This window comes from Rhizobium sp. CF142, from assembly GCF_000281145.1.
Classification (GTDB): domain Bacteria; phylum Pseudomonadota; class Alphaproteobacteria; order Rhizobiales; family Rhizobiaceae; genus Rhizobium.
The window spans coordinates 1-20,084 of record NZ_AJWE01000114.1; the positions used below are offsets into that span (position 1 = coordinate 1).

General features: G+C 61.0%; 17 protein-coding genes and 1 other RNA gene. 2 read left to right on the forward strand and 16 right to left on the reverse strand.

Annotated features, from left to right (window positions below; genetic code table 11):
- From PMI11_RS27875 to aqpZ, 3 genes are all read right to left on the reverse strand, one after another.
- A partial coding sequence (locus PMI11_RS27875) for a cell division protein FtsQ/DivIB (RefSeq protein WP_007824004.1) occupies nucleotides 1-884 on the reverse strand: 884 nt, incomplete at its 3' end.
- Nucleotides 872-1,798, reverse strand: a complete 927-nt coding sequence (locus PMI11_RS27880; RefSeq protein WP_007824006.1) for a D-alanine--D-alanine ligase — start codon at nucleotides 1,796-1,798, stop codon at nucleotides 872-874. The genes PMI11_RS27875 and PMI11_RS27880, both read right to left, overlap by 13 nt.
- 275 nt (nucleotides 1,799-2,073) lie before the next feature.
- On the reverse strand, nucleotides 2,074-2,760 hold the full coding sequence (gene aqpZ, locus PMI11_RS27885; RefSeq protein ID WP_007824007.1) for an aquaporin Z: 687 nt from the start codon (nucleotides 2,758-2,760) through the stop codon (nucleotides 2,074-2,076).
- A gap of 276 nt (nucleotides 2,761-3,036) precedes the next feature.
- Between aqpZ and PMI11_RS27890 the strand changes: the two genes are divergently transcribed.
- Both PMI11_RS27890 and PMI11_RS27895 read left to right on the forward strand, forming a co-directional pair.
- On the forward strand, nucleotides 3,037-4,347 hold the full coding sequence (locus PMI11_RS27890; protein WP_007824008.1) for an MFS transporter: 1,311 nt from the start codon (nucleotides 3,037-3,039) through the stop codon (nucleotides 4,345-4,347).
- A 114-nt stretch (nucleotides 4,348-4,461) separates the two neighbouring features.
- On the forward strand, nucleotides 4,462-5,391 hold the full coding sequence (locus PMI11_RS27895) for a UDP-glucose 4-epimerase family protein (protein WP_007824009.1): 930 nt from the start codon (nucleotides 4,462-4,464) through the stop codon (nucleotides 5,389-5,391).
- 3 nt (nucleotides 5,392-5,394) lie between these two features.
- Here the strand turns inward: PMI11_RS27895 and murB are convergent, their stop codons facing one another.
- From murB to rnpB, 13 genes are all read right to left on the reverse strand, one after another.
- Nucleotides 5,395-6,369, reverse strand: coding sequence for a UDP-N-acetylmuramate dehydrogenase (gene murB, locus PMI11_RS27900; RefSeq protein WP_007824010.1), 975 nt, complete (start codon nucleotides 6,367-6,369; stop codon nucleotides 5,395-5,397).
- Nucleotides 6,366-7,781 (reverse strand): UDP-N-acetylmuramate--L-alanine ligase, encoded by a 1,416-nt coding sequence (gene murC / locus PMI11_RS27905; RefSeq protein ID WP_007824012.1) that lies wholly within the window; start codon nucleotides 7,779-7,781, stop codon nucleotides 6,366-6,368. Before murC ends, murB begins: the two co-directional genes overlap by 4 nt.
- Complete coding sequence (gene murG, locus PMI11_RS27910) at nucleotides 7,778-8,902, reverse strand: undecaprenyldiphospho-muramoylpentapeptide beta-N-acetylglucosaminyltransferase (RefSeq protein ID WP_007824014.1); 1,125 nt, start codon at nucleotides 8,900-8,902, stop codon at nucleotides 7,778-7,780. Before murG ends, murC begins: the two co-directional genes overlap by 4 nt.
- 7 nt (nucleotides 8,903-8,909) lie before the next feature.
- Nucleotides 8,910-10,064 (reverse strand): putative lipid II flippase FtsW, encoded by a 1,155-nt coding sequence (gene ftsW / locus PMI11_RS27915; RefSeq protein ID WP_007824016.1) that lies wholly within the window; start codon nucleotides 10,062-10,064, stop codon nucleotides 8,910-8,912.
- Nucleotide 10,065: 1 nt separating this feature from the next.
- Nucleotides 10,066-11,478, reverse strand: a complete 1,413-nt coding sequence (gene murD, locus PMI11_RS27920; protein ID WP_007824018.1) for a UDP-N-acetylmuramoyl-L-alanine--D-glutamate ligase — start codon at nucleotides 11,476-11,478, stop codon at nucleotides 10,066-10,068.
- A 7-nt stretch (nucleotides 11,479-11,485) separates the two neighbouring features.
- A complete protein-coding gene (mraY, locus tag PMI11_RS27925) occupies nucleotides 11,486-12,586 on the reverse strand; it encodes a phospho-N-acetylmuramoyl-pentapeptide-transferase (protein ID WP_007824020.1) in 1,101 nt (366 codons plus the stop codon).
- A gap of 20 nt (nucleotides 12,587-12,606) precedes the next feature.
- On the reverse strand, nucleotides 12,607-14,040 hold the full coding sequence (locus tag PMI11_RS27930) for a UDP-N-acetylmuramoylalanyl-D-glutamyl-2,6-diaminopimelate--D-alanyl-D-alanine ligase (protein ID WP_007824022.1): 1,434 nt from the start codon (nucleotides 14,038-14,040) through the stop codon (nucleotides 12,607-12,609).
- The gene (locus PMI11_RS27935) at nucleotides 14,037-15,497 is read right to left on the reverse strand and encodes a UDP-N-acetylmuramoyl-L-alanyl-D-glutamate--2,6-diaminopimelate ligase (protein WP_007824023.1); all 1,461 of its coding nucleotides are present in this window, start codon (nucleotides 15,495-15,497) and stop codon (nucleotides 14,037-14,039) included. Before PMI11_RS27935 ends, PMI11_RS27930 begins: the two co-directional genes overlap by 4 nt.
- A 64-nt stretch (nucleotides 15,498-15,561) precedes the next feature.
- The gene (locus PMI11_RS27940) at nucleotides 15,562-17,310 is read right to left on the reverse strand and encodes a peptidoglycan D,D-transpeptidase FtsI family protein (RefSeq protein ID WP_007824025.1); all 1,749 of its coding nucleotides are present in this window, start codon (nucleotides 17,308-17,310) and stop codon (nucleotides 15,562-15,564) included.
- Entirely contained in the window at nucleotides 17,310-17,750 is a 441-nt protein-coding gene (locus PMI11_RS27945; protein ID WP_007824026.1) for a cell division protein FtsL, read from the reverse strand. The genes PMI11_RS27940 and PMI11_RS27945 overlap by 1 nt, the downstream gene beginning before the upstream one ends.
- 1 nt (nucleotide 17,751) lies before the next feature.
- Entirely contained in the window at nucleotides 17,752-18,777 is a 1,026-nt protein-coding gene (gene rsmH, locus PMI11_RS27950) for a 16S rRNA (cytosine(1402)-N(4))-methyltransferase RsmH (protein ID WP_007824033.1), read from the reverse strand.
- Nucleotides 18,778-18,794: 17 nt separating this feature from the next.
- Nucleotides 18,795-19,232 carry a division/cell wall cluster transcriptional repressor MraZ gene (gene mraZ / locus PMI11_RS27955; RefSeq protein ID WP_037072414.1) on the reverse strand — a complete coding sequence of 146 codons (438 nt, stop codon included), beginning with the start codon at nucleotides 19,230-19,232 and terminating at the stop codon, nucleotides 18,795-18,797.
- A gap of 429 nt (nucleotides 19,233-19,661) precedes the next feature.
- Nucleotides 19,662-20,055, reverse strand: an RNA gene (rnpB, locus tag PMI11_RS36110) — RNase P RNA component class A.
- Nucleotides 20,056-20,084: the final 29 nt, after the last annotated feature.

The window sequence follows — 20,084 nt, forward strand, 5'->3', positions numbered from 1 at the left end:
GCCGCCTGCCGGCGGGCTGCCGCCTCAGGCGTCAGCTGGATCGTCGTGCGATCCGGCAACCTGAGATCGACTGCAGCGATATCGCGCTCCAGAAGCTGCTGTTCCTTGTCAAATTTCGAAAGCGTCGCGAGTGCCTGGTCGAGATCGTCTTCCGGCAGCTTGACGACGACACCGTTATCCATGTGCAGATCCCAGCGACGGCCGGAAACCCAGACGTAAGCCTTCACGCGAGCCTTGACATCAGGCCACTTGGCGAAGGCGTCCTCGATGGAGGCCGCAGCCGTTTCGGCGTCACGGCCGACGACAAGCGGCAGGGTCGAGAATTTGTTGTCGCGAAGCGGCGCGATCACGCTGCCGCTCTTCTCGATCAGCGAAAGCTCCTGGCCGTGCTGCCAGATGGCATAGGCGGCGCGCTCCGAGAGCTTAACCTCGATTGTCTTCGGATAGACCTTGCGGACCTCGACATTTTCGACCCAGGGAAGGCGCGCGATCTTCTGGCGCGCAGCATCGACATCGAGGGAAACGAGCGACGTCGCGCCATCGAGGCCGAGAAGCTGCAAAATCTCGATTTCGGAGGTCTGATTGTTGCCGGAAACCTTCACGTCCTCGATGGCAAAGCCGACAGCGCTGGTCGTTGCCTGTGCGACGGCTTCCGTATGACCGCCGAGCGACATGCCATAGAGGCCGGTCGCAGCCAGGAAGCCAAGCGCGGAAATCGTGCCCGTGTGGGCCGGGATATGGATGCGGCCGCTACCGAGGCTGACGAGGAAGCGCACGACGCGGCGCAGCGGACGCGGCAGCACGCGGCGTTCGTCGGCTTCCATAACGGGAAGCTCGGCATAACGGCTGGGGCGCCCTATCCTTTTGACCGTCAACGCAAACAAGACGCGTCCTCCACCATCCACCGGAGAAATGCACCAAAGGAATATCCGGCATGGCCGGCCATTTCGGGCACAAGGGAGGTTGGAGTCATGCCTGGCTGGGTATTGACCTCCAGCCAGATGATCTCGCCGTCTTCGGAGAAACGATCGTCGTAACGAAAGTCGGACCGACTGACGCCGCGGCAACCGATTGCTTGATGCGCCCTTAATGCCAATGTTTGTATTTTTTGGTAAATTTTCGGTGAAATTTTAGCCGGCAAGACATGTTTTGAGCCACCCGACGCATACTTGGAGTCGTAATCATAGAAATTGTGGCCCTGGGGTACCACCTCGATGACATCCATGGGTTGATCACCCATCACCCCGCAGGTCAGCTCGCGACCGTGGATGTAGCGCTCGACGATGACCTCCTCGCCATAGCGCCACTCGGGCGAACCGATGACCTGCGGCGGATGCGCCTGATCCTCACCGACGATGACGACGCCGAAGCTGGAGCCCTCGCGCACCGGCTTGACCACATAGGGCGCCTTCATCGGATGCTCCGACGGAAACGAGAAGCGATTCAGCACCTGCGATTCGGCAACCGGAACACCGGCGGCGGCAGCCACACGCTTCGCCCGGGCCTTGTCCATGGCAAGCGCAGAAGCAAGCACGCCCGAATGCGTATACGGAATCTGCAGATATTCGAGAATGCCCTGGATGGTGCCGTCCTCGCCGAAAGGCCCATGCAAGGCATTGAAGACAAGATCGGGCTTCAGGGCAGAGAGCTTCTCGGAAATGTCGCGCTCGACATCGATGCGCGTCACCTTGAAGCCTTCACCTTCGAGAGCATCGGCACACGCCTTCCCCGAAGAAAGGCTGACAGGCCTCTCCGAAGAAAATCCGCCCATCAGGACAGCTACGTGCTCGCGACTCATCAACACCCCCAAAAATAACTTTCACTCTGTCGGATCGAGGCTTGCGCGGAGCTGTTCTGCGCGGTTCGTGGCCTTTGTCTGACTTGGGTGCATTAGAGCATCATTATGGTTAACGAATCGTTTACTTTCGTTAACTCCGCCTTGCTGTGTGCTTCATTTTTCTGCCGTTACGATCGCTCGAATATGACCGCGAATAAGCCGCAAGCACGATGGAAAACAAAAAACCCGCGCGGAAAAACCACGCAGGTTCAATGGCATGTAGCGATGTTCTGCGATCAATCCTTATCGCCGAAGAATTTCCAGACGAGGCCGCCAATCGCACCGCCCGCGAGCGGCGCGATCCAGAACAGCCAGAGCTGCTGCAGCGCCCAGCCGCCGACGAAAAGCGCCTGCCCGGTCGAACGTGCCGGATTGACGGAGGTGTTCGTCACGGGGATCGCGACGAGGTGAATGAGCGTCAGTCCCAAGCCGATCGCAAGCGGCGCAAAGCCGGCGGGCACCCTGCTGCTTGTCGATCCGAGGATGATGATCAGGAAGAACATCGTCAGCAGAATTTCGATCAGCAGCGCCGAAAGCAGCGAATAACCGCCCGGAGAATGTTCGCCATATCCGTTGGCGGCAAACCCGCCGAGTTCGAAACCCGCCTTGCCGCTGGCGATGACATAGAGCGCGGCGGCAGCAACGATGGCGCCGATCACCTGTGCAACGATATAGGGAACGAGACGCGCCGCAGGAAAACGTCCGGCAACAACAAGGCCGAGAGAGACGGCAGGATTGAAATGACCGCCGGAAATACCGCCCACGGCATAGGCCATGGTGACGACGGTCAAACCAAAGGCCAGCGCCACGCCGGCAAAACCGATTCCAAGTTCGGGATAGGCGGCCGCGAGCACGGCACTGCCACATCCGCCGAAGACCAACCAGAACGTGCCGAGAAACTCGGCAGCAAGACTTTTTTGCATATATGCCCCTCAATTCTCTCAACCAGAGAACACTTTATCAATCAGTTACAATTCGATTCCGGTCAAGCTCACGGCTAGCCCACGACAAGCCTGATGCAAGGTTGAGAAAACGCTGAGCCTGGGGAGACGGATACCCCCATCGGGGAGCCGGGGCACACCAGCGGATAATGTCGCTGGCGTCATATTCTTGCGTGTTCGGGCATTTTCTCAGCCTTAAAATTGCGTTAAGAGCGACACCTCCCAAGCAAATCGATAAAAATACTGATTGGAATGAACATGACAGAAGCGATCTCCGTATCGCCGAGCCCTTCGAGCAGCACGCAAGTCAATTCCCCCGCACGCGTCCTGATCGCCAGCCTCATCGGCACCACCATCGAATTCTTCGACTTCTACGTCTATGCGACGGCAGCCGTCCTCGTCTTCCCGCACCTCTTCTTCCCTTCGAGTGATCCGACCTCCGCGCTCCTGCAGTCGCTCGTGACTTTCTCGATCGCCTTCTTCGCCCGCCCCTTCGGCGCCGTGGTCTTCGGCCATTTCGGCGACAAGGTCGGCCGCAAGGCGACGCTGGTGGCAGCGCTCATGACCATGGGCCTGTCGACTGTCGTGATCGGCATCCTGCCGGGTTATGATGCGATCGGCATCGCCGCTCCGCTGCTGCTGGCGCTGTGCCGCTTCGGCCAGGGCCTCGGCCTCGGCGGCGAATGGGGCGGCGCCGTGCTGCTCGCGACCGAAAACGCTCCTCCCGGCAAGCGCAGCTGGTACGCCATGTTCCCGCAGCTCGGCGCGCCGATCGGCTTCATCCTCTCCTCCGGTTTCTTCCTGATCCTGGCGGAAACCATGAGCAACGAGGACTTCCTCGCCTATGGATGGCGCATTCCCTTCATCGCGAGCCTCGCGCTCGTCGCCGTCGGCCTCTACGTCCGCCTGAAGATCGCCGAAACGCCGGAATTCCAGAAGGCCGTCGAAAAACACGAGCGTGTCGCCGTTCCGGTCGCGACCGTCTTCCGCGGCCATCTGCGCAGCCTGATCCTCGGCACCTTCATCGCCGTTGCCACCTTCGTGCTCTTCTACCTGATGACCGTCTTCACTTTGTCCTGGGGCACCACACCTCTGGAAAAGGGCGGGCTCGGCTATTCGCGCGAGCAGTTCCTGGTCGTCCAGCTCGTCGGCGTCGTCTTCTTCGGCCTGACGATCCCGCTTTCCGGCTGGCTGTCGGACCGCTACTCGCGTCGCCTGATCCTGACCCTGACGACAATCGCCATCGCCATCTTCGGCTTCTTCTATGCGAGCCTGCTGACGGCGGGCCTGACGGGCGCCTTCCTGTGCTCGATCATCGGCCTCGGCCTGATGGGCTTCACCTATGGTCCGATCGGTGCTGCTCTGGCAGCTCCCTTCCCGACCATGGTGCGCTACACCGGCGCCTCGATGACCTTCAACCTCGGCGGCATCTTCGGGGCTTCGCTCGCCCCCTATATCGCCACCTGGCTTGCGACCAACTACAGCCTCAACTATGTCGGCTACTACCTCGCCGCTTCGGCTGCGATCTCGCTGATCTGCATCCGGCTGTCTGGCCGCGAAGAAGTCTGAACCCCATTCTTCCTGAACAGGAAGCCGCGACGTTCACCGTCGCGGCTTTTTTTATTGATGCGATCGGCGGTTCCGGCTAGCGAGGACCTTCACGGGCGGAACAGGGAGAAGATCATGCGATGCCTCGTCACCGGCGCAGCCGGCTTCGTCGGCGCTCCTCTTGTCGAACGGCTGTACGGGGAGCGGATTTGCGACGTAGCAGTCACGACACGATCCCCGACATCAGCCTTCCCGCCAGATATCAGGCATTTCCCAATCGATATCACTGAGAAGACTGATTGGACCGCAGCGCTCGAAGGCGTCAATGTCATCGTCCATCTTGCTGCCCGCGTTCACATCATGAACGATCGCTCGGTCGATCCGCTGGCCGATTTCCGCCGGGTCAACACCGCCTCCACACTCAATCTCGCCGAACAGGCAGCCCGCGCCGGCGTGAAGCGTTTCGTCTTCATCAGCACCATCAAGGTCAACGGCGAAGAAAACGACCGGCCGTTCCGGCACGACGACCAACCGAAGCCGATCGATCCCTACGGCATTTCGAAGATGGAAAGCGAAATCGGCCTTCGGGAGATCGCCGCCCGCACCGGCATGGACGTCGTCATCATCCGCCCGCCGCTGGTTTATGGCCCCGGCGCGCGCGGTAACTTCGCTCTGCTCGTCGGCCTTGTCCGCAAGAAGCTGCCCCTGCCCTTCGCGTCACTGAAAAACCGCCGTACGCTGGTCGCGGTACAGAACCTCGTCGACCTGATCATCACCTGCATGCAGCATCCGGCGGCAGCTGGCGAAATATTCCTTGCAGGAGATGGTGAGGATCTGTCTACGCCGGGATTGATCGAAGGTATCGCCGCAGGCCTCAGCGTCAAACCGATGCTCCTACCCTTCCCGCCGTCCCTGATGCACATGGCCGCCAAGATCACGGGAAAGGAAGCCGTCTATCAGCGCCTCTGCGGCTCTCTGCGGGTCGATATATCCCACGCGCGCGACGTGCTGAGCTGGTCGCCCGTTGTCACGTCGCGCGAAGGTTTAAGGCTTGCGGTAAAATAGCTCTTACTCTGTCGTGACGCCCTGGAAGGGGCGAACCTCGCGGCCGGGCATGAAGAGCCCGAGACGCTTGATTTCCCATTCGAGCTTGATGCCCGCCGTCTCAAAAACCTTGCGGCGCACTTCCTCACCCAGATATTCGAGATCGTAACCGGTCGCCTGCCCCATGTTGATCATGAAGTTGCAGTGAAGCGACGACATCTGCGCGCTGCCGATGACGAGACCGCGGCAGTCCGCCTCGTCGATCAGCTTCCAGGCAGAATGCCCCTCGGGATTCTTGAAGGTCGAACCACCAGTCTTTTCGCGAATCGGCTGCACCGTCTCGCGGTGGTTACGCACGGCATCCATCTCGGCGCGGATCTTCGCGCGGTCGTCGGGATAACCTTCGAACAGCACCGAGGTGAAGATCAGATCATCAGCCGCATCCGAATGGCGATAGGAATAGCCCATCTCGGCATTCGTCAGCACATGTTTGTTGCCCTTGCGATCGATCGCCCGCACCTCGATGACACGATCCTTCGTTTCGGACCCATTGGCTCCGGCATTCATGCGGGCAGCCCCACCGATGCCACCTGGAATGCCATAATAGAAAGCAAATCCGCCGATACCGTTGTCCATTGCCATGGCGGCCACATGCTTATCCGGGCAGATGGCGCCGGCGTGAATGCGGTTTTCGCCGGCGAGTTCGACAAAGCCGAAGCCCTTGGCCGACAGGCGCAGCACGACGCCCGGAATTCCGCCGTCGCGCACCAGGATGTTCGAGCCGACGCCGACCACCGTCAGAGGCACTTCATCCGGCAGAATCTTCAGGAATGCGATAAGATCGTCCTCGTCATGCGGCTGGAACATCAGCTCGGCCAGACCGCCGGCGCGGAACCAGGTGACGCGGTCCATGGGGGCATCCGGCGTCAATCGGCCGCGAATGTCCTTTACGCCTTCTCCAAGAGAGGCAAGAAGCTTTTCCCCGTTAACCTGTTTCATGCGGATTTTCCTGAAAGGTCTTGCAACTGCTTCGGCAGCGCCGCTGCCCAATATGTAATGCTACCAGCACCCAACAAAACTACAAAGTCTCCGGGTTTTGCAATCTCTGCTACCATCTGCGGTAGAGCTTCCGCCGAAGGAAGGAAGCGCGCATCGCGATGCCCACCCGATTTGATACGGGAAACCAGCGATTCCGAATCCGCGCCCTCGATCGCATCCTCGCCCGCTGCATAAACAGGCGCGATGAAAATACTGTCCGCATCATTGAAGCACGCGGCGAATTCCTCGAACAGGCTCGAGAGGCGGGTAAAGCGGTGAGGCTGATGCACGGCGATGATACGGCCCTTGCAGGCCTCGCGGGCGGCGCGCAGCACCGCCTTGATCTCGACCGGGTGGTGGCCGTAATCGTCGAAAATCTGCACGCCGTTCCATTCGCCGGTCAGCGTGAAGCGACGCTTCACGCCACCGAAGGAGGCAAGCCCCCTGGCAATATCCTCGCGGGACATGCCAAGCCGGTTGGCGACGGCGATGGCCGCCGTGGCATTCGAGATATTGTGACGGCCGGGCATCGGCATGACGAGATTGTCAAGCTTGATGACCTGGCCGGTGCGGCGACGGCGGATTTCAACGTCGAATATCGAGCGCGTGCCGTCGATACGCACATTCATGAAGCGCACATCGGCCTGAGGGTTTTCGCCGTAGGTGATGACCTTGCGGTCTTCGATCCGGCTAACCAGCGCCTGAACCTCAGGATGATCGAGGCACATGACGCCGAAGCCGTAGAAGGGGACATTCTCGACGAACTGCCGGAAGGCAGCACGGACGGCGTCGAAATTACCATAATGATCGAGATGCTCAGGATCGATATTGGTCACGACGGCCACATCAGCCGGCAGCTTCAGGAAAGTGCCGTCGGACTCATCCGCCTCGACCACCATCCACTCACCCTCGCCCATGCGTGCATTCGTGCCGTAGGCATTGATGATGCCGCCATTGATGACCGTCGGATCCAGCCCGCCGGCTTCGAGCAGCGTGGCAACGAGCGACGTGGTCGTTGTCTTGCCATGCGTGCCGCCGATGGCAATCGCATTGCGGAAGCGCATCAGCTCGGCCAGCATTTCAGCGCGGCGCACGACCGGCAGCAGCTTCTCGCGTGCGGCAATGAGTTCCGGATTGCTCTTCTTGATCGCGGTCGACACGACAACGACTTCGGCATCGCCGAGGTTTTCCGCCTTGTGGCCGACAAAGACTTCGATGCCTTTGTCACGCAGACGCTGAACATTGGCGCTGTCGGACTGATCCGATCCCTGCACCCTGTGGCCGAGATTATGCAGCACCTCGGCGATACCGCTCATGCCGATACCGCCAATGCCGATGAAATGGACAAGGCCGATCGCCTTTGGCAGCTTCATGCGCGTGCCCCCTTGAATTCTGTAACTGTCTTACCGGCGGCAATAGCCTCAACCATGTCGGCAAGCAAGTTCGCTGCATCCGGTTTTCCTGCAAGCTTGGCGGCAGCCGCCATGCTCGCAAGTTTTTCCGGATCGTTCATGACATGCGTCAGGATAGAGGCGATACGCTCGGGCGAAAGCTCGGATTGGGCAATTACCTTGGCTCCGCCGGTTGCTGCCAGCGCTGCGGCATTGGCCGCCTGGTCGTGGTCCAGCGCATGCGGATAAGGCACCAGCACGGCCGGACGGCCGATCACCGAAATTTCCGAAACCGTCGAGGCGCCGGAGCGGCAGATGACCAGATGCGCCTTGGCAAGACGCTCCGCCATATCGTTGAAAAACGGCGCGATATCCGCGCCCATCTGCAGCTGCGCCACGCAGCCGCGCACCATATCCATATCTTCAGGGCGAACCTGCTGCGTCACCTTCAGCCGCGCACGCAGCGCATCGTCGATCAGGCTGATGGCCGTCGGCATCGCCTTGGAGAAATATTGCGCGCCCTGGCTGCCACCGAAGACCACGAGATTGAAATCCTCGCCCGGATGCGAAGGCATGTAAGGCTGTTCGGCCGCAGCAAGGATGGCCGGCCGCACGGGATTGCCGGTCGCAACCGTCTTGTCGGAAAAAGTGCCGCCGCTTTCAGGCAGAAAGCCGCCGGCAATTGCCCTGACACGCGGTGCAAGCGCCTTGTTGGCGCGCCCCATCACGGCATTCTGCTCATGCAGCATGGAGGGCACGCCGAGGCGCGTGGCGGCAAGCAGCGGAGGCACGGTCGGATAGCCGCCGAAGCCGACGACGATCACAGGCTTCAGCCGCTGGATCAGCCGCTTTGCGCTGCGCATTCCGGTCCAGAGCTTCCACAGAGAACGGGCAACGGCCACGGGATTCTTGGAACCGATCGTTGCCGACGGCACGACATGGATCTCGTCAGCCGGAAACTTGCCGGCATAACGCTCGGCGCGGCTGTCGGTGACGAGATGCACGGAATAGCCGCGCTCCTTCAGCTTGAAGGCAAGCGCCTCCGCCGGAAAGACGTGGCCGCCGGTTCCCCCGGCGGCAAGAAGGACAATGCCCTTGCTCATAATACCCTTACTCCGCCGGCATGCCGTGCGGTACGCGGAAGAGGCTCCGGTCCTGCGCACGTTTTTCCGGGCGATGGCGCGTCAGCGCCAGAATGAAGCCGGCCGTCACGCAGATAGCCACCATCGACGAACCGCCGTAGGAAATCAGCGGCAGCGTCATGCCCTTGGCCGGCAGCAGTTCGAGATTGACGCCGATATTGATGATCGACTGGATGCCCATCTGCAGCACGAGGCCGGCGACGGCAAAGCGATTGAAGTCGTTGCGTTCGCGATAGGCATGCGACAGGCCGCGCAGCACCAGCACAGTGAAGATGACGACAAGTGCGATGCAGAAGACGATGCCGAATTCCTCGGCCGCGACCGAAAAGATGAAGTCGGTATGCGCATCCGGAATGATGCGCTTGACGATGCCTTCGCCCGGCCCTTGGCCGAACCAGTCACCGCGGATAATCGCCTCACGGGCGGTATCGATCTGGAACGTATCGCCTTCGCCGGTAAGGAACTTGTCTATTCGGCCCGCCACGTGCGGGAAAACGTAGTAGGCGGTCACGAGGCCGCCGGCGCCGCCGACACCCAGCACGATGATCCAGAGCCAAGGCATACCGGCCATGAAAAACATGCCGCCCCAGACGGCCGTCGTCAGGATCGTCTGGCCTAGGTCAGGCTGCGCCACGAGCAGGGCGACGACGATGCCGAACAGGATGATGGCGAAGAGATTGCCCGGTATCTCCGGCTGGCGTGCATGTTCGGCAAAGAGCCAGGCGCAGACCACGACGAAGGCCGGCTTCATGAATTCAGACGGTTGGATGGAAAGGCCGGCGATCCAGATCCAGCGCCTGCCGCCCTTGACCTCCTGGCCGAAGAACAGCACCAGCAGCATCATGGCGAGTGCCACGATCAGCAGGATGATCGCGGTGCGCCGTACCTGGCGCGGCGTCAGGAAGGAGAGGCCAAGCATGACCGCAATCGACGGGATCATGAAGGCGGCATGGCGCTTGACGAAGTGGAAGGGTTCCAGACCGATGCGCTCGGCAACCGCCGGCGAAGCCGCAAAGGAGAGCATGAAGCCGATGCCCATCAGGAAGAGGAACAACGCCAGGAAAAAGCGATCGATGGTCCAGAACCAATCGGCCAATGCTCCACGTTCCGCGCGGCTCACCATGTCATTTGCCTCCTGTTGCCGAATTGATCAGCATCGTCACGCCGTCAAGGGCGGCCACATGGCCGACAAAGGCATCGCCCCTGACTTCGAAGTTCTTGTACTGGTCGAAGCTTGCGCAAGCCGGGGATAACATCACGGCCACGGGACCGGTTTCATCCTTTTCGGCGTCAGCTGCGGCATGCGCCACGGCCCGTTCCAGCGTGCCTGATATTTCGTAGGGTGCCGCCTCGCCGAGCGTCGCGGCAAATTCCGCCGCCGCCTCACCGATCAGATAGGCTTTTGCGATGCGCGGGAAATAGGGCGCAAGCGTCGTAATGCCGCCGGCCTTCGGCAATCCGCCGGCAATCCAGTAGATCCTGTTATAGCTCGAAAGTGCCGGAGCCGCAGCATCCGCATTCGTCGCCTTGGAATCGTTGACGAAGACGACATTGCCGCGCCGGCCAACCGGCTGCATGCGGTGCTTGAGGCCGGGGAAGGATGCCAGCCCCGCACGGATATCCTCGGTGGAGACACCCACCGCAAGGCAGGCGGCGACAGCGGCAGCCGCGTTCTGTGCATTGTGGCTGCCGCGCAGCGTCTGGATGCCATCGAGATCGACGAAGGGCAGCATGGCGCCACTCGCTGCCTGTATGAGCTTCGTGCCTTCGGCATAAATACCGTCGGCCAGTACATTGCGGCGGGAGATCCTGATAACCTTCACCCCTGCCCGCTCGATGCGGTCGGCAATCAGCGCCGAATGGCTGTCATCGACGCCGACAACAGCGACATCACTGCCGGCGACCAGCCGTTCCTTCACGTCGGCATAGTGCTGCATCGTGCCGTGCCGGTCGAGGTGGTCGGGCGTCAGGTTGAGCAGGATGCCCGCCGAAGGATTGAGCGTCGGCGAAAGGTCGATCTGGTAGGAAGAGCATTCGACGACGAAATAGCGCTCGCTCTTCGGCGGATCGAGCGTCAGCACAGCCGTGCCGATATTGCCGCCGAGCTGCGTGTCACGGCCGCTCGATTTCAGGATATGGGCAATCAGCGCCGTCGTCGTCGATTTGCCGTTGGTCCCCGTGATGGCGATGAAGGGGCAATCGGGAGCATGAGCACGGCGCTCGCGCACGAAGAGTTCGACATCGCCGACGATATCGACGCCGGCAGCACGCGCGAGATCAACGGTCCAGTGCGGCTTCGGATGGGTAAGCGGCACGCCGGGTGAAAGCACGAAGAGCGCCTGCGCGCTCCAGTCGATCGTATGCAGGTCGGCGGTGATGATACCATCGGCGGAAGCCTTGGCGACGCTGTCGGGATTGTCGTCCCAGGCAGTGACATCGGCGCCACCGGCGACGAGCGCCTTGGCCGTGGCCAGACCTGAGCCGCCGAGACCGAAGAGAACGACCTTCTTTCCTGCAAGCGTCGTGACCGGGATCATGACCGCCTCACCGCAGCTTCAGGGTAGAGAGGCCGAGCATGGCAAGGCCGACGGCAATGATCCAGAAACGGATCACCACCTGGCTCTCTGTCCAGCCTTTCTTTTCGAAATGGTGGTGGATAGGCGCCATAAGGAAGACGCGCCGGCCAGTCATCTTGAAGAAGCCGACCTGGATGATGACCGAGAGGGTTTCCATGACGAAGAGGCCGCCGACGATCGCCATGACGATCTCATGCTTGGTGGCAACGGCAACCGTACCGATCGTGCCGCCGAGCGCCAGCGACCCGGTATCCCCCATGAAGATCGCCGCCGGGGGGGCGTTGAACCAAAGGAAGCCGAGGCCCGCGCCGATAACGGCGCCGAGCACGACGGCAAGCTCGCCGGTACCGGGCACGAAATTGATCTGCAGGTAATTGGCAAAGACCGCATTACCGGCGAGATAGGCGATGATGCCGAAGGCGGCGGCGGCAATCATGACCGGCACGATGGCAAGGCCGTCGAGGCCATCGGTCAGGTTCACGGCATTGCCGGCGCCGACGATGACGAAGCCGCCGAAGACGACAAACATGATGCCGATATTGATCAGGAAGTCCTTGAAGAAGGGAAATGCAATCGAGGAGCCGAAGGTGGAGCCTGCCGGACCCGAGACGAGCGCCGTGCGCATCATGAAATAGACGGCGATGCCGGCAATGATGAACTCGATGCCGAGACGCGCCTTGCCCGAAAAGCCCTTGTGGCTCTGCTTCGTGACCTTCAGATAATCGTCATAGAAGCCGATGGCGCCGAAGCCGAGCGTCACGAGCAGCGTGGCCACGACATAGACATTGGAAAGATCGGCCCAGAGCAGCGACGCGCCGACGATGCCGGCAAGGATCATAAGGCCGCCCATGGTCGGCGTACCGGCCTTCTTGAAATGCGTTTGCGGCCCGTCGGCGCGGATCGGCTGGCCCTTACCCTGCCGGATGCGCAGCGAGTTGATGATAGCAGGCCCGAAGAGGAAGACGATCAGAGCGGAGGTAAAAAGAGCGGCACCCGCCCGGAAGGTAATGTACCTGAACAAATTCAGAAATTTGAAATATTCCGACAGTTCAACTAGCCAAATCAGCATTCAAGGCCCCTTTTACCCGATCATAGTTCGCGTTGCGTGTCTGAAACTGGCGGGTACTTGTCAAGGAGCGCGGCGACAATCTTGCCGAAACCGATCCCCAGAGACGACTTCACCATCAACACGTCGCCAAGCGCGACCGAGTTCGATACGAATTCCAGCAATTCTTCCGTCGTCTCGCGATGCTCGACCGCGACGCTATCGGGAAGCGATTCCTTCAGCGCCACCATCTCGGGGCCTGCGAGCCAGACATGTTCGAGACCGGCGGCCAGCAGCGGGCCGGCAAGATCTGCATGCACCTGCTCAGCAAATTCGCCCATTTCCAGCATGTCGCCGAGCACGGCGATGCGGCGTCCGCGGCCGGTCGGTTCGGCTGTAGCAAGCAGCGCGATCGCCGCGCGCATGGAGGCCGGATTGGCGTTATAGCTTTCGTCGATCAGCGTGAAGCTGCCATTGCCGATCGGAAGCCTGTAGCGCTTGCCCCTGCCCTTTTCCGGCTTCAGTGTCGCGAGCGCTTCGATTGCCTTGTCGAGGCTGGCGCCGACGATCGTCACCACGCCCAACGCGGCCAGCGCATTTTCGGCGATGTGGCGTCCGGGTGCGCCGATGCGCACTTCCTTGGTATCCCCTCCAACCGTCATCCAGAGCGTCGAGCTTTCGTCCGAGCCGTTGAATTCAGCCAGCCGGAAGTCGGCCTTGGCATGCTGACCGAAGGAATGGATCTTCGTGATGCCAAGCGCCTGGGCGGTTTGCTCCAGGAAATTGAACTGATCGTTGTCGCGGTTGAGGATGACGTCGCCGTTTGGCTCCAGTCCCTCGAAGATCTCCGCCTTGGCGGCAGCGATTTCCTGAACGTTCTGGAAATTGCCGAGATGGGCCGGCGCGATCGTTGTGATGACTGCGACATGCGGGCGGATCATCTTTACCAGCGGCCGGATCTCGTCCGGATGGTTCATGCCCACCTCGAAGACCCCGAAATAGGTATCGATCGGCATGCGCGCCAAAGTCAGCGGTACGCCCCAGTGATTGTTGAAGGACGCAACGGATGCGTGGACCTTGCCGGAGGGAGAGAGCACATGGCGCAGCATCTCCTTCGTCGTCGTCTTGCCGACCGAACCGGTGACAGCGATGATCTTCGCTCGCGAACGCTCGCGCGAAGCCAGTCCCAGCTTGCCGAGCGCGGCAAGCACGTCCTCGACCACGATCATAGGTACCGTCAGGCGCCCCATGGCCGGCAGGCGTGCTTCGCTCACGACAAGCAGCGACGCGCCGTTTGCCATCGCCATCGAAGCATAATCGTGCCCATCCACGCGGTCGCCCTTGATCGCGAAGAAGGCTTCACCGGGCGCAATCGAGCGGCTGTCGATGGAAATGCCGGTAATCCCCTGCGGCAGCGAGCCGAACGGACGGCCCGCCATCGCGGCGATCATGTCTTCGGTGGTCCAGAGCCAGTTCATGGTACCCGCTCCTCCAAAGCCTTACGCACTTCGGCATGATCGGAAAACGGCAGCGTGACGCTGCCGACCGTCTGCCCCTCTTCATGTCCCTTGCCGGCAACAATCAGCGTATCGCCGGATTTCAGCTGCAGAACCGCTTCACGGATAGCCTTGGCACGGTCGCCGATCTCCGAAGCGCATGTCGCCGCCGCCATGATCTCGGCACGGATCGCCGCTGGTTCCTCCGAACGCGGATTGTCATCGGTGACGATGACGACATCGGCAAGCCGGCAGGCGATCTCGCCCATGATCGGCCGCTTGCCACGATCGCGGTCGCCGCCGCAGCCGAACACGACGATCACCCGGCCCGTCGTAAACGGACGGACCGAGTTTAGCACATTTTCCAGGGCGTCGGGCTTGTGCGCATAGTCGACATAGGCAAGTGCGCCGTCTTTGGTATGACCGACCAACTCAAGACGGCCGGAAGCGCCCTGCAGTTTTTCGAGTGCCGCCATCGCGACCTTTGCGGGAACGCCGGTCGACATGGCGAGCGCCGCAGCAACCAACGCATTGGCAATCTGGAAATCGCCGGCAAGCGGAATATCGACTTCGAAGATCTCGCCTTCGGCATGAACTTCCGCGACCTGCTTGTGACGGAAATGCTCGACACGCTTCAGCGTCAGATAGGCACCCTTGCGCCCAACCGTGCGCACATCGTGGCCGGCATCCGTCGCCGCCTTGATCGCCTGCTCCGACCACGGATCGTCGGCGAAGATGATGGCCGGCGAACCTTTCGGCAGCACCCGGTCGAAGAGGTGCATCTTGGCGGCCATATAGTCTTCGACCGTCGGATGGTAATCCATATGGTCGCGGCCGAGATTGGTGAAGGCAGCGGCCGCGAGTTTCACGCCGTCGAGGCGATACTGGTCGAGGCCGTGGCTGGAAGCCTCCATCGAGGCATGCGTCACACCTTCATCGGCGAGTTCGGCGAGCAGCTCATGCAGCGATACGGTATCAGGCGTCGTCAGCGAGCCATATTCATTGCGTGTCGGCGAGATGACACCGGTCGTGCCGATCATGGCGGCCGCATGACCGGCATGTGCCCAGATCTGCCGGGTAAAGGAAGCAACCGAGGTCTTGCCGGCCGTGCCCGTCACCGCAACCATCGTCGCCGGCTGGCGGCCGTAGAAATGCGAAGCTGCAACGGAGAGGAAACGGCGCGGCTCGGAAACGACCAGAACCGGTACGGAGGTCTCGGCCGCATGCGATGCGATGACGGCGGTAGCCCCCTTGGCAACCGCATCGGCGATGAAGCCCGCGCCATCGGCCTTGGAACCGGCAATCGCCACGAAAGCCATTCCGGGTGTTATCTTGCGGCTGTCCGAAGACAATCCTGATATATCCAGCGCCCCGGCCGGTCCTTCAAGTTCAGCTTTGAGTTCCGGAAACGCATTTCCGGCGAGGTCCCGCAGTTTCATCGAATGCACTTTTCTGGTTCAGGTCGACCGCCCCTTACGAATCGACACCGACATTGATTCACACTCAATAAGACACCAACAAGGCCGAACCGTCTTCGCCAAATTCCGGCTCGACGCCGAGGATGGGGGCAGCGCGGCGCACGATGTTCTTGACCATGGGTGCCGCCGTATAGGCGGCGATGCGCTGATGCTGCTCGCCGTCAAGCGGTTCGTCGCAGAAGGTCAGCACCACATACTTCGGATTGTCGATCGGGAACGCCGCCAGAAAAGCGTTGAAATTCAGGTTGCTGGCATAGCGGCCGTTGACGACCTTGTCGGCCGTACCGGTCTTGCCGCCGACATTGAAGCCGGGCACGTCGGCGTTGCGGCCGGAGCCCTTCTGGCCATTCAGCTTGAAGAGATAGCGGATGTCGTCGCTTGTCCCCTTCTTGACGACCATCTCGGCCACGTCATCGGCCTGGTCGCGGGTGCGCGGCAGGAAAGTCGGCTCGATCAGCTTGCCGCCATTGATGAGCGCGGCACCGGCGACAGCCGTCTGCAGCGGCGTCGTCGCCACACCATGGCCGAAGGAGATCGTAATGGAATTGATCTTCTTCCAGACGCGCGGCTGGCTCGGCATCTTCACCTCCGGCAGCTCGGTCTGCATCTTGGTCAGCAGGCCGAAGCGCGTCAGATAGTCTTTCTGCATCTCCATGCCGACGATATCGATCATTCTCGCCGTGCCAATGTTGGAGGAATATTCGAAGATTTCCGGAACAGTCAGCCAGCGGCGCTGGCCGTGGAAGTCGTGAATGGTGAAGCCTCCGATGCGGATCGGGTTGGTGGCGTCGAAACTGTCTTTCAGCGAGACTTTGCCGCTGTCGATCGCCATGGCGGTGGAGAAGGTCTTGAAGGTGGAGCCCATCTCGAACGTGCCGTTCGACATGCGGTTCAGCCAGCCGTCCTTGGAGCCTTCCTGCGGATTGTTCGGATCGAAATCCGGCGCAGACGCCATGGCGAGCACTTCGCCGGTATGGGCATCCAGCACGACGGCACCTGCACCCTTCGCCTTGTAATTGACCACGGCATTGGCGACGACATCGCGCACGATCGCCTGCACGCGTACATCGATCGAAAGGCGCACCGGCTCCAGCGACTGGTTGCTCGTCATGCCGACCGAGGCGAGATCGGCAAGCCCTTGATCGTCGATATATTTCTCCATGCCGGCAACGCCGCGATTGTCGATGTTGACATAGCCGAGGATATGCGCGGCCGTCGCGCCACCCGGATAGAAGCGGCGCTTTTCCGGGCGGAAACCGATGCCGGGAATGCCAAGCGCCAGGATCTGGCTCTGCTGCTTCGGCGTCAGCTGGCGGCGCAACCAGGCGAAATGCGAGGTGCGGTTTGCAAGCTTCTTGTAGGTGTCCTTGACGTCGAGGTCGGAAAGCACCGTCTGCAGTTTCTCTACGGCCTCGTCGGTATCGACGATCTTGTTCGGCTCGGCAAACAGCGAAACGGTGCGGATGTCGGTCGCCAGCACTTCGCCGTTGCGGTCGACAATATCGGGGCGCGATGCCATCAGCCGATCGGGCGGCAGGATGGACGAGACCGATTCCGGTTCCTTCATCGCATATTCAACCATACGGGCGCCGATGACCGCATAGAGGGCGGTAAAGCCGACGATCAGCAGGCCGACGCGGCTCCTGGCCTGCCCGGCCTTGCGCTTGCGCGACCCTTCGATCGCCATACCCGAGGGCGCGCCGAAACGGTCGTAGACGCCGGCGGAAAAATGCGCCTGGCTCTTCAGCACCATGATGCGGGAAAGGAAGGACATTATTCCAGCGCTCCCGTTTCGATCTGATCCGCGTCTTCGGCTTCGCGGGGCGCTGGCATCGGGATCGGCTGCGACTTGGCTGCGGCAACCGACTTGGCGCCAGTCTTAGCGTCCCCAACCTTAGCTTCAGTAACGTCAGGCGGCGGAACCTGCGATTTCAGCATCGGCAGCTCGCGCGCATGGGCAAGTGAGGTCGAATCAGTCGGCTGCAGCTGCAGCTCGCCGTTATAGGCATTGACCAACCGCTCCAGCCGGTTCGGCTGCGATTGCAGGGCCCAGTCGGCCTTCAGGAGATCGATCGTGTCCTTTTCCAGCTTGATCTCCGCTTCGAGGCGGCGAACCTCCTCGAGCTTCAGCTCGGCGCGGTGCTTGATCGTGTAGGTAACGGCGGCGGTCGCCGTCATGATGCCGATGAGCACAAGATCGAACGTTCTCAGCATATCAACCTCCAAGCTTTCCGAGGCTGGCAAGATTTGGGAAACCGAAGAGCGACATATCTTCGGATTCAGCGGGAGCAGTGGTGCGCTGGCCGGCGCGCAGCTTGGCAGAACGGGCGCGCGGATTGGCCTGAGCTTCTTCTTCGCTGGCAGAAACCATCGACTTGCCGACCGGCTCGAAGGTCGCGGCGCGCTCATGCGCAATGGGCAGGTGGCGCGAACCCGACGCCTTGCCGGCGCGATCGGAGAAGAATTTCTTGACGATGCGATCTTCCAGCGAATGGAAGGTGACGACGACGAGGCGACCGCCGGGCTTCAGCGACCGCTCGGCGGCAAACAGCGCCTGCGCCAGCTCGCCGAGCTCGTCATTGACGAAGATGCGCAGCGCCTGGAAGACCCGCGTTGCCGGATGGATCTTGTCCTTCATCTTGCGCGGCGTCACCAGCTCGATCAGGCCGGCGAGATCGCGCGTCGTCTCGAAGGGCTTTTCGACGCGGCGCTTTTCGATAGCATGCGCAATGCGCGGCGCCTGGCTCTCTTCGCCGAGATAGTGGAAGATCCGGATGAGATCGGCGACCTTGGCGCGGTTGACGACATCGGCGGCAGAAACGCCCGCAGCCGACATACGCATGTCGAGCGGGCCGCTCTTCTGGAACGAGAAGCCGCGTTCAGCCTCATCGATCTGCATGGAGGAAACGCCGATATCGAGCACTACGCCATCAAGCCCGCCATCGGGCGCATGATCGGCAAGTTGCGAAAACTGCGAATGGATGAGCTTGAGGTGACCGCCATGAGCAGCGACGAGCGCCTGGCCGGCGGCAATCGCCGTCGGATCGCGATCGAGCGCGATCACATCGGCACCTGCATCGAGAATGGCGGAGGTATAGCCACCCGCACCAAAGGTGCCATCGAGAATGACCTTGCCGGAAAAAGGCTCCAGCGCCGCAAGCACTTCCTTGAGAAGAACCGGAATGTGGCGAACCGGTCCGCCACCGGCTTCAGTTGAACCTCCGCCAGGATTCGCCGCCATTCCGTTCCCTCGTTCGTTCAGGAACGCTTGCCCGCCAGCTTGCGCTCCCCTCGTGCCTGTGCCTGTGCGGCCACGAATGCTTGCGGCTGCCAGAGCTGAAAGTGATCTGCCCGACCAACGAAGGTCACTTCGTCCGAAATACCGGTGAAGTCGCGAATGAAATCCGTGACCATCAACCGCCCCTCGGCGTCGAGCCTCATGAAGACCCCGCCCCCATGAATGAGAAGCGACATCTCGTTTGCATCCGGCGAAAACGGATCTTCCGCCGCAATCTGCCGCTCGAACCTCTCCAGAAGATCCGGGCCGCCGACGCTGATCGCCGGAAACACAAAATCCTGGAAGCAATAGAGCTCCTGGATATTGCGCTGCGCCAGCACGGAACGAAACGCCGCCGGCACGGAAACCCGGCCCTTGGTATCGATCCTGTTGGTCGCATTCGAAAGGAAGCGGCTCATGACACGAAACATCCGTTTCCGAAAGAGCCCGGAAAGCCCTCAGCCGCCCGAATCCCTCAAAGTCACGCACAGCTCCGCAAGCCGGAAGAACAGTCATTCTTCCGACGCCCCCAGAGAGGAAGACGCCTTTGCTTTGCGATGAATGGGCAGATGATTGCCCTGGTGCAGTGCGCATTTGGGATAGCATGGGACCATATGGGCGTCAATGGGATGAGCCCATTTTGAGGTGGGCGCAGTATCAAACATTTATAAGCTGTTAAGTTTAACAAAGGGTTAGGAAAGCGATTCTCAAACACCACCTGAACCCGTCCGGCAAAAGGCGAAGCCTGACGGCGCAGGCCTCGTGAGACCTGGCCTCGCTTCTTGACATTTCAATGGCTTGACGGGGAAAAATTGAAATCTGCAGCCAAGGAAATGCCGCAGGAGTTAATCGCCAGTTGGCCTGTAAGCCGGGTTCTGTATGGCTCCGGCGAACCGGAACGTGGCAGCCATTCATCTGGGACAACGCTTGCACGCTGCCTCACGCAACCCACCCGGATGACTGACCCAGAAACAGGCCGGAAGGCTTTCGCCAACCGCGTCATCCCTATTCGGTTTTGCTCCCGGTGGGGTTTACCGTGCCATATCCGTTGCCGGAGATGCGGTGGGCTCTTACCCCACCCTTTCACCCTTACCTGTCAAGACAGGCGGTTTGCTTTCTGTGGCACTTTCCCTGAGGTCGCCCTCGCCGGACGTTATCCGGCACCGTGTTTCCGTGGAGCCCGGACTTTCCTCACCCTACCGCCTTTCGGCATTGGTAAAGCGCGGCTGCCCGGCCAACTGGCAGGGGCTCCCTTAAACGAGGAAGCCCGC

Bases quoted from the DNA above. Each gene is read 5' to 3' on its own strand.
- PMI11_RS27880 (WP_007824006.1), bottom strand. From the start codon at position 1,798: ATGAGTCGCGAGCACGTAGCTGTCCTGATGGGCGGATTTTCTTCGGAG.
- PMI11_RS27890 (WP_007824008.1), top strand. From the start codon at position 3,037: ATGACAGAAGCGATCTCCGTATCGCCGAGCCCTTCGAGCAGCACGCAA.
- murC (WP_007824012.1), bottom strand. From the start codon at position 7,781: ATGAAGCTGCCAAAGGCGATCGGCCTTGTCCATTTCATCGGCATTGGC.
- PMI11_RS27945 (WP_007824026.1), bottom strand. From the start codon at position 17,750: ATGCTGAGAACGTTCGATCTTGTGCTCATCGGCATCATGACGGCGACC.
- PMI11_RS27940 (WP_007824025.1), bottom strand. From the start codon at position 17,310: ATGTCCTTCCTTTCCCGCATCATGGTGCTGAAGAGCCAGGCGCATTTT.
- aqpZ (WP_007824007.1), bottom strand. From the start codon at position 2,760: ATGCAAAAAAGTCTTGCTGCCGAGTTTCTCGGCACGTTCTGGTTGGTC.
- murD (WP_007824018.1), bottom strand. From the start codon at position 11,478: ATGATCCCGGTCACGACGCTTGCAGGAAAGAAGGTCGTTCTCTTCGGT.
- PMI11_RS27895 (WP_007824009.1), top strand. From the start codon at position 4,462: ATGCGATGCCTCGTCACCGGCGCAGCCGGCTTCGTCGGCGCTCCTCTT.
- murB (WP_007824010.1), bottom strand. From the start codon at position 6,369: ATGAAACAGGTTAACGGGGAAAAGCTTCTTGCCTCTCTTGGAGAAGGC.
- PMI11_RS27930 (WP_007824022.1), bottom strand. From the start codon at position 14,040: ATGAACTGGCTCTGGACCACCGAAGACATGATCGCCGCGATGGCGGGC.
- mraZ (WP_037072414.1), bottom strand. From the start codon at position 19,232: ATGAGCCGCTTCCTTTCGAATGCGACCAACAGGATCGATACCAAGGGC.
- ftsW (WP_007824016.1), bottom strand. From the start codon at position 10,064: ATGGTGAGCCGCGCGGAACGTGGAGCATTGGCCGATTGGTTCTGGACC.
- mraY (WP_007824020.1), bottom strand. From the start codon at position 12,586: ATGCTGATTTGGCTAGTTGAACTGTCGGAATATTTCAAATTTCTGAAT.
- rsmH (WP_007824033.1), bottom strand. From the start codon at position 18,777: ATGGCGGCGAATCCTGGCGGAGGTTCAACTGAAGCCGGTGGCGGACCG.
- PMI11_RS27935 (WP_007824023.1), bottom strand. From the start codon at position 15,497: ATGAAACTGCGGGACCTCGCCGGAAATGCGTTTCCGGAACTCAAAGCT.
- murG (WP_007824014.1), bottom strand. From the start codon at position 8,902: ATGAGCAAGGGCATTGTCCTTCTTGCCGCCGGGGGAACCGGCGGCCAC.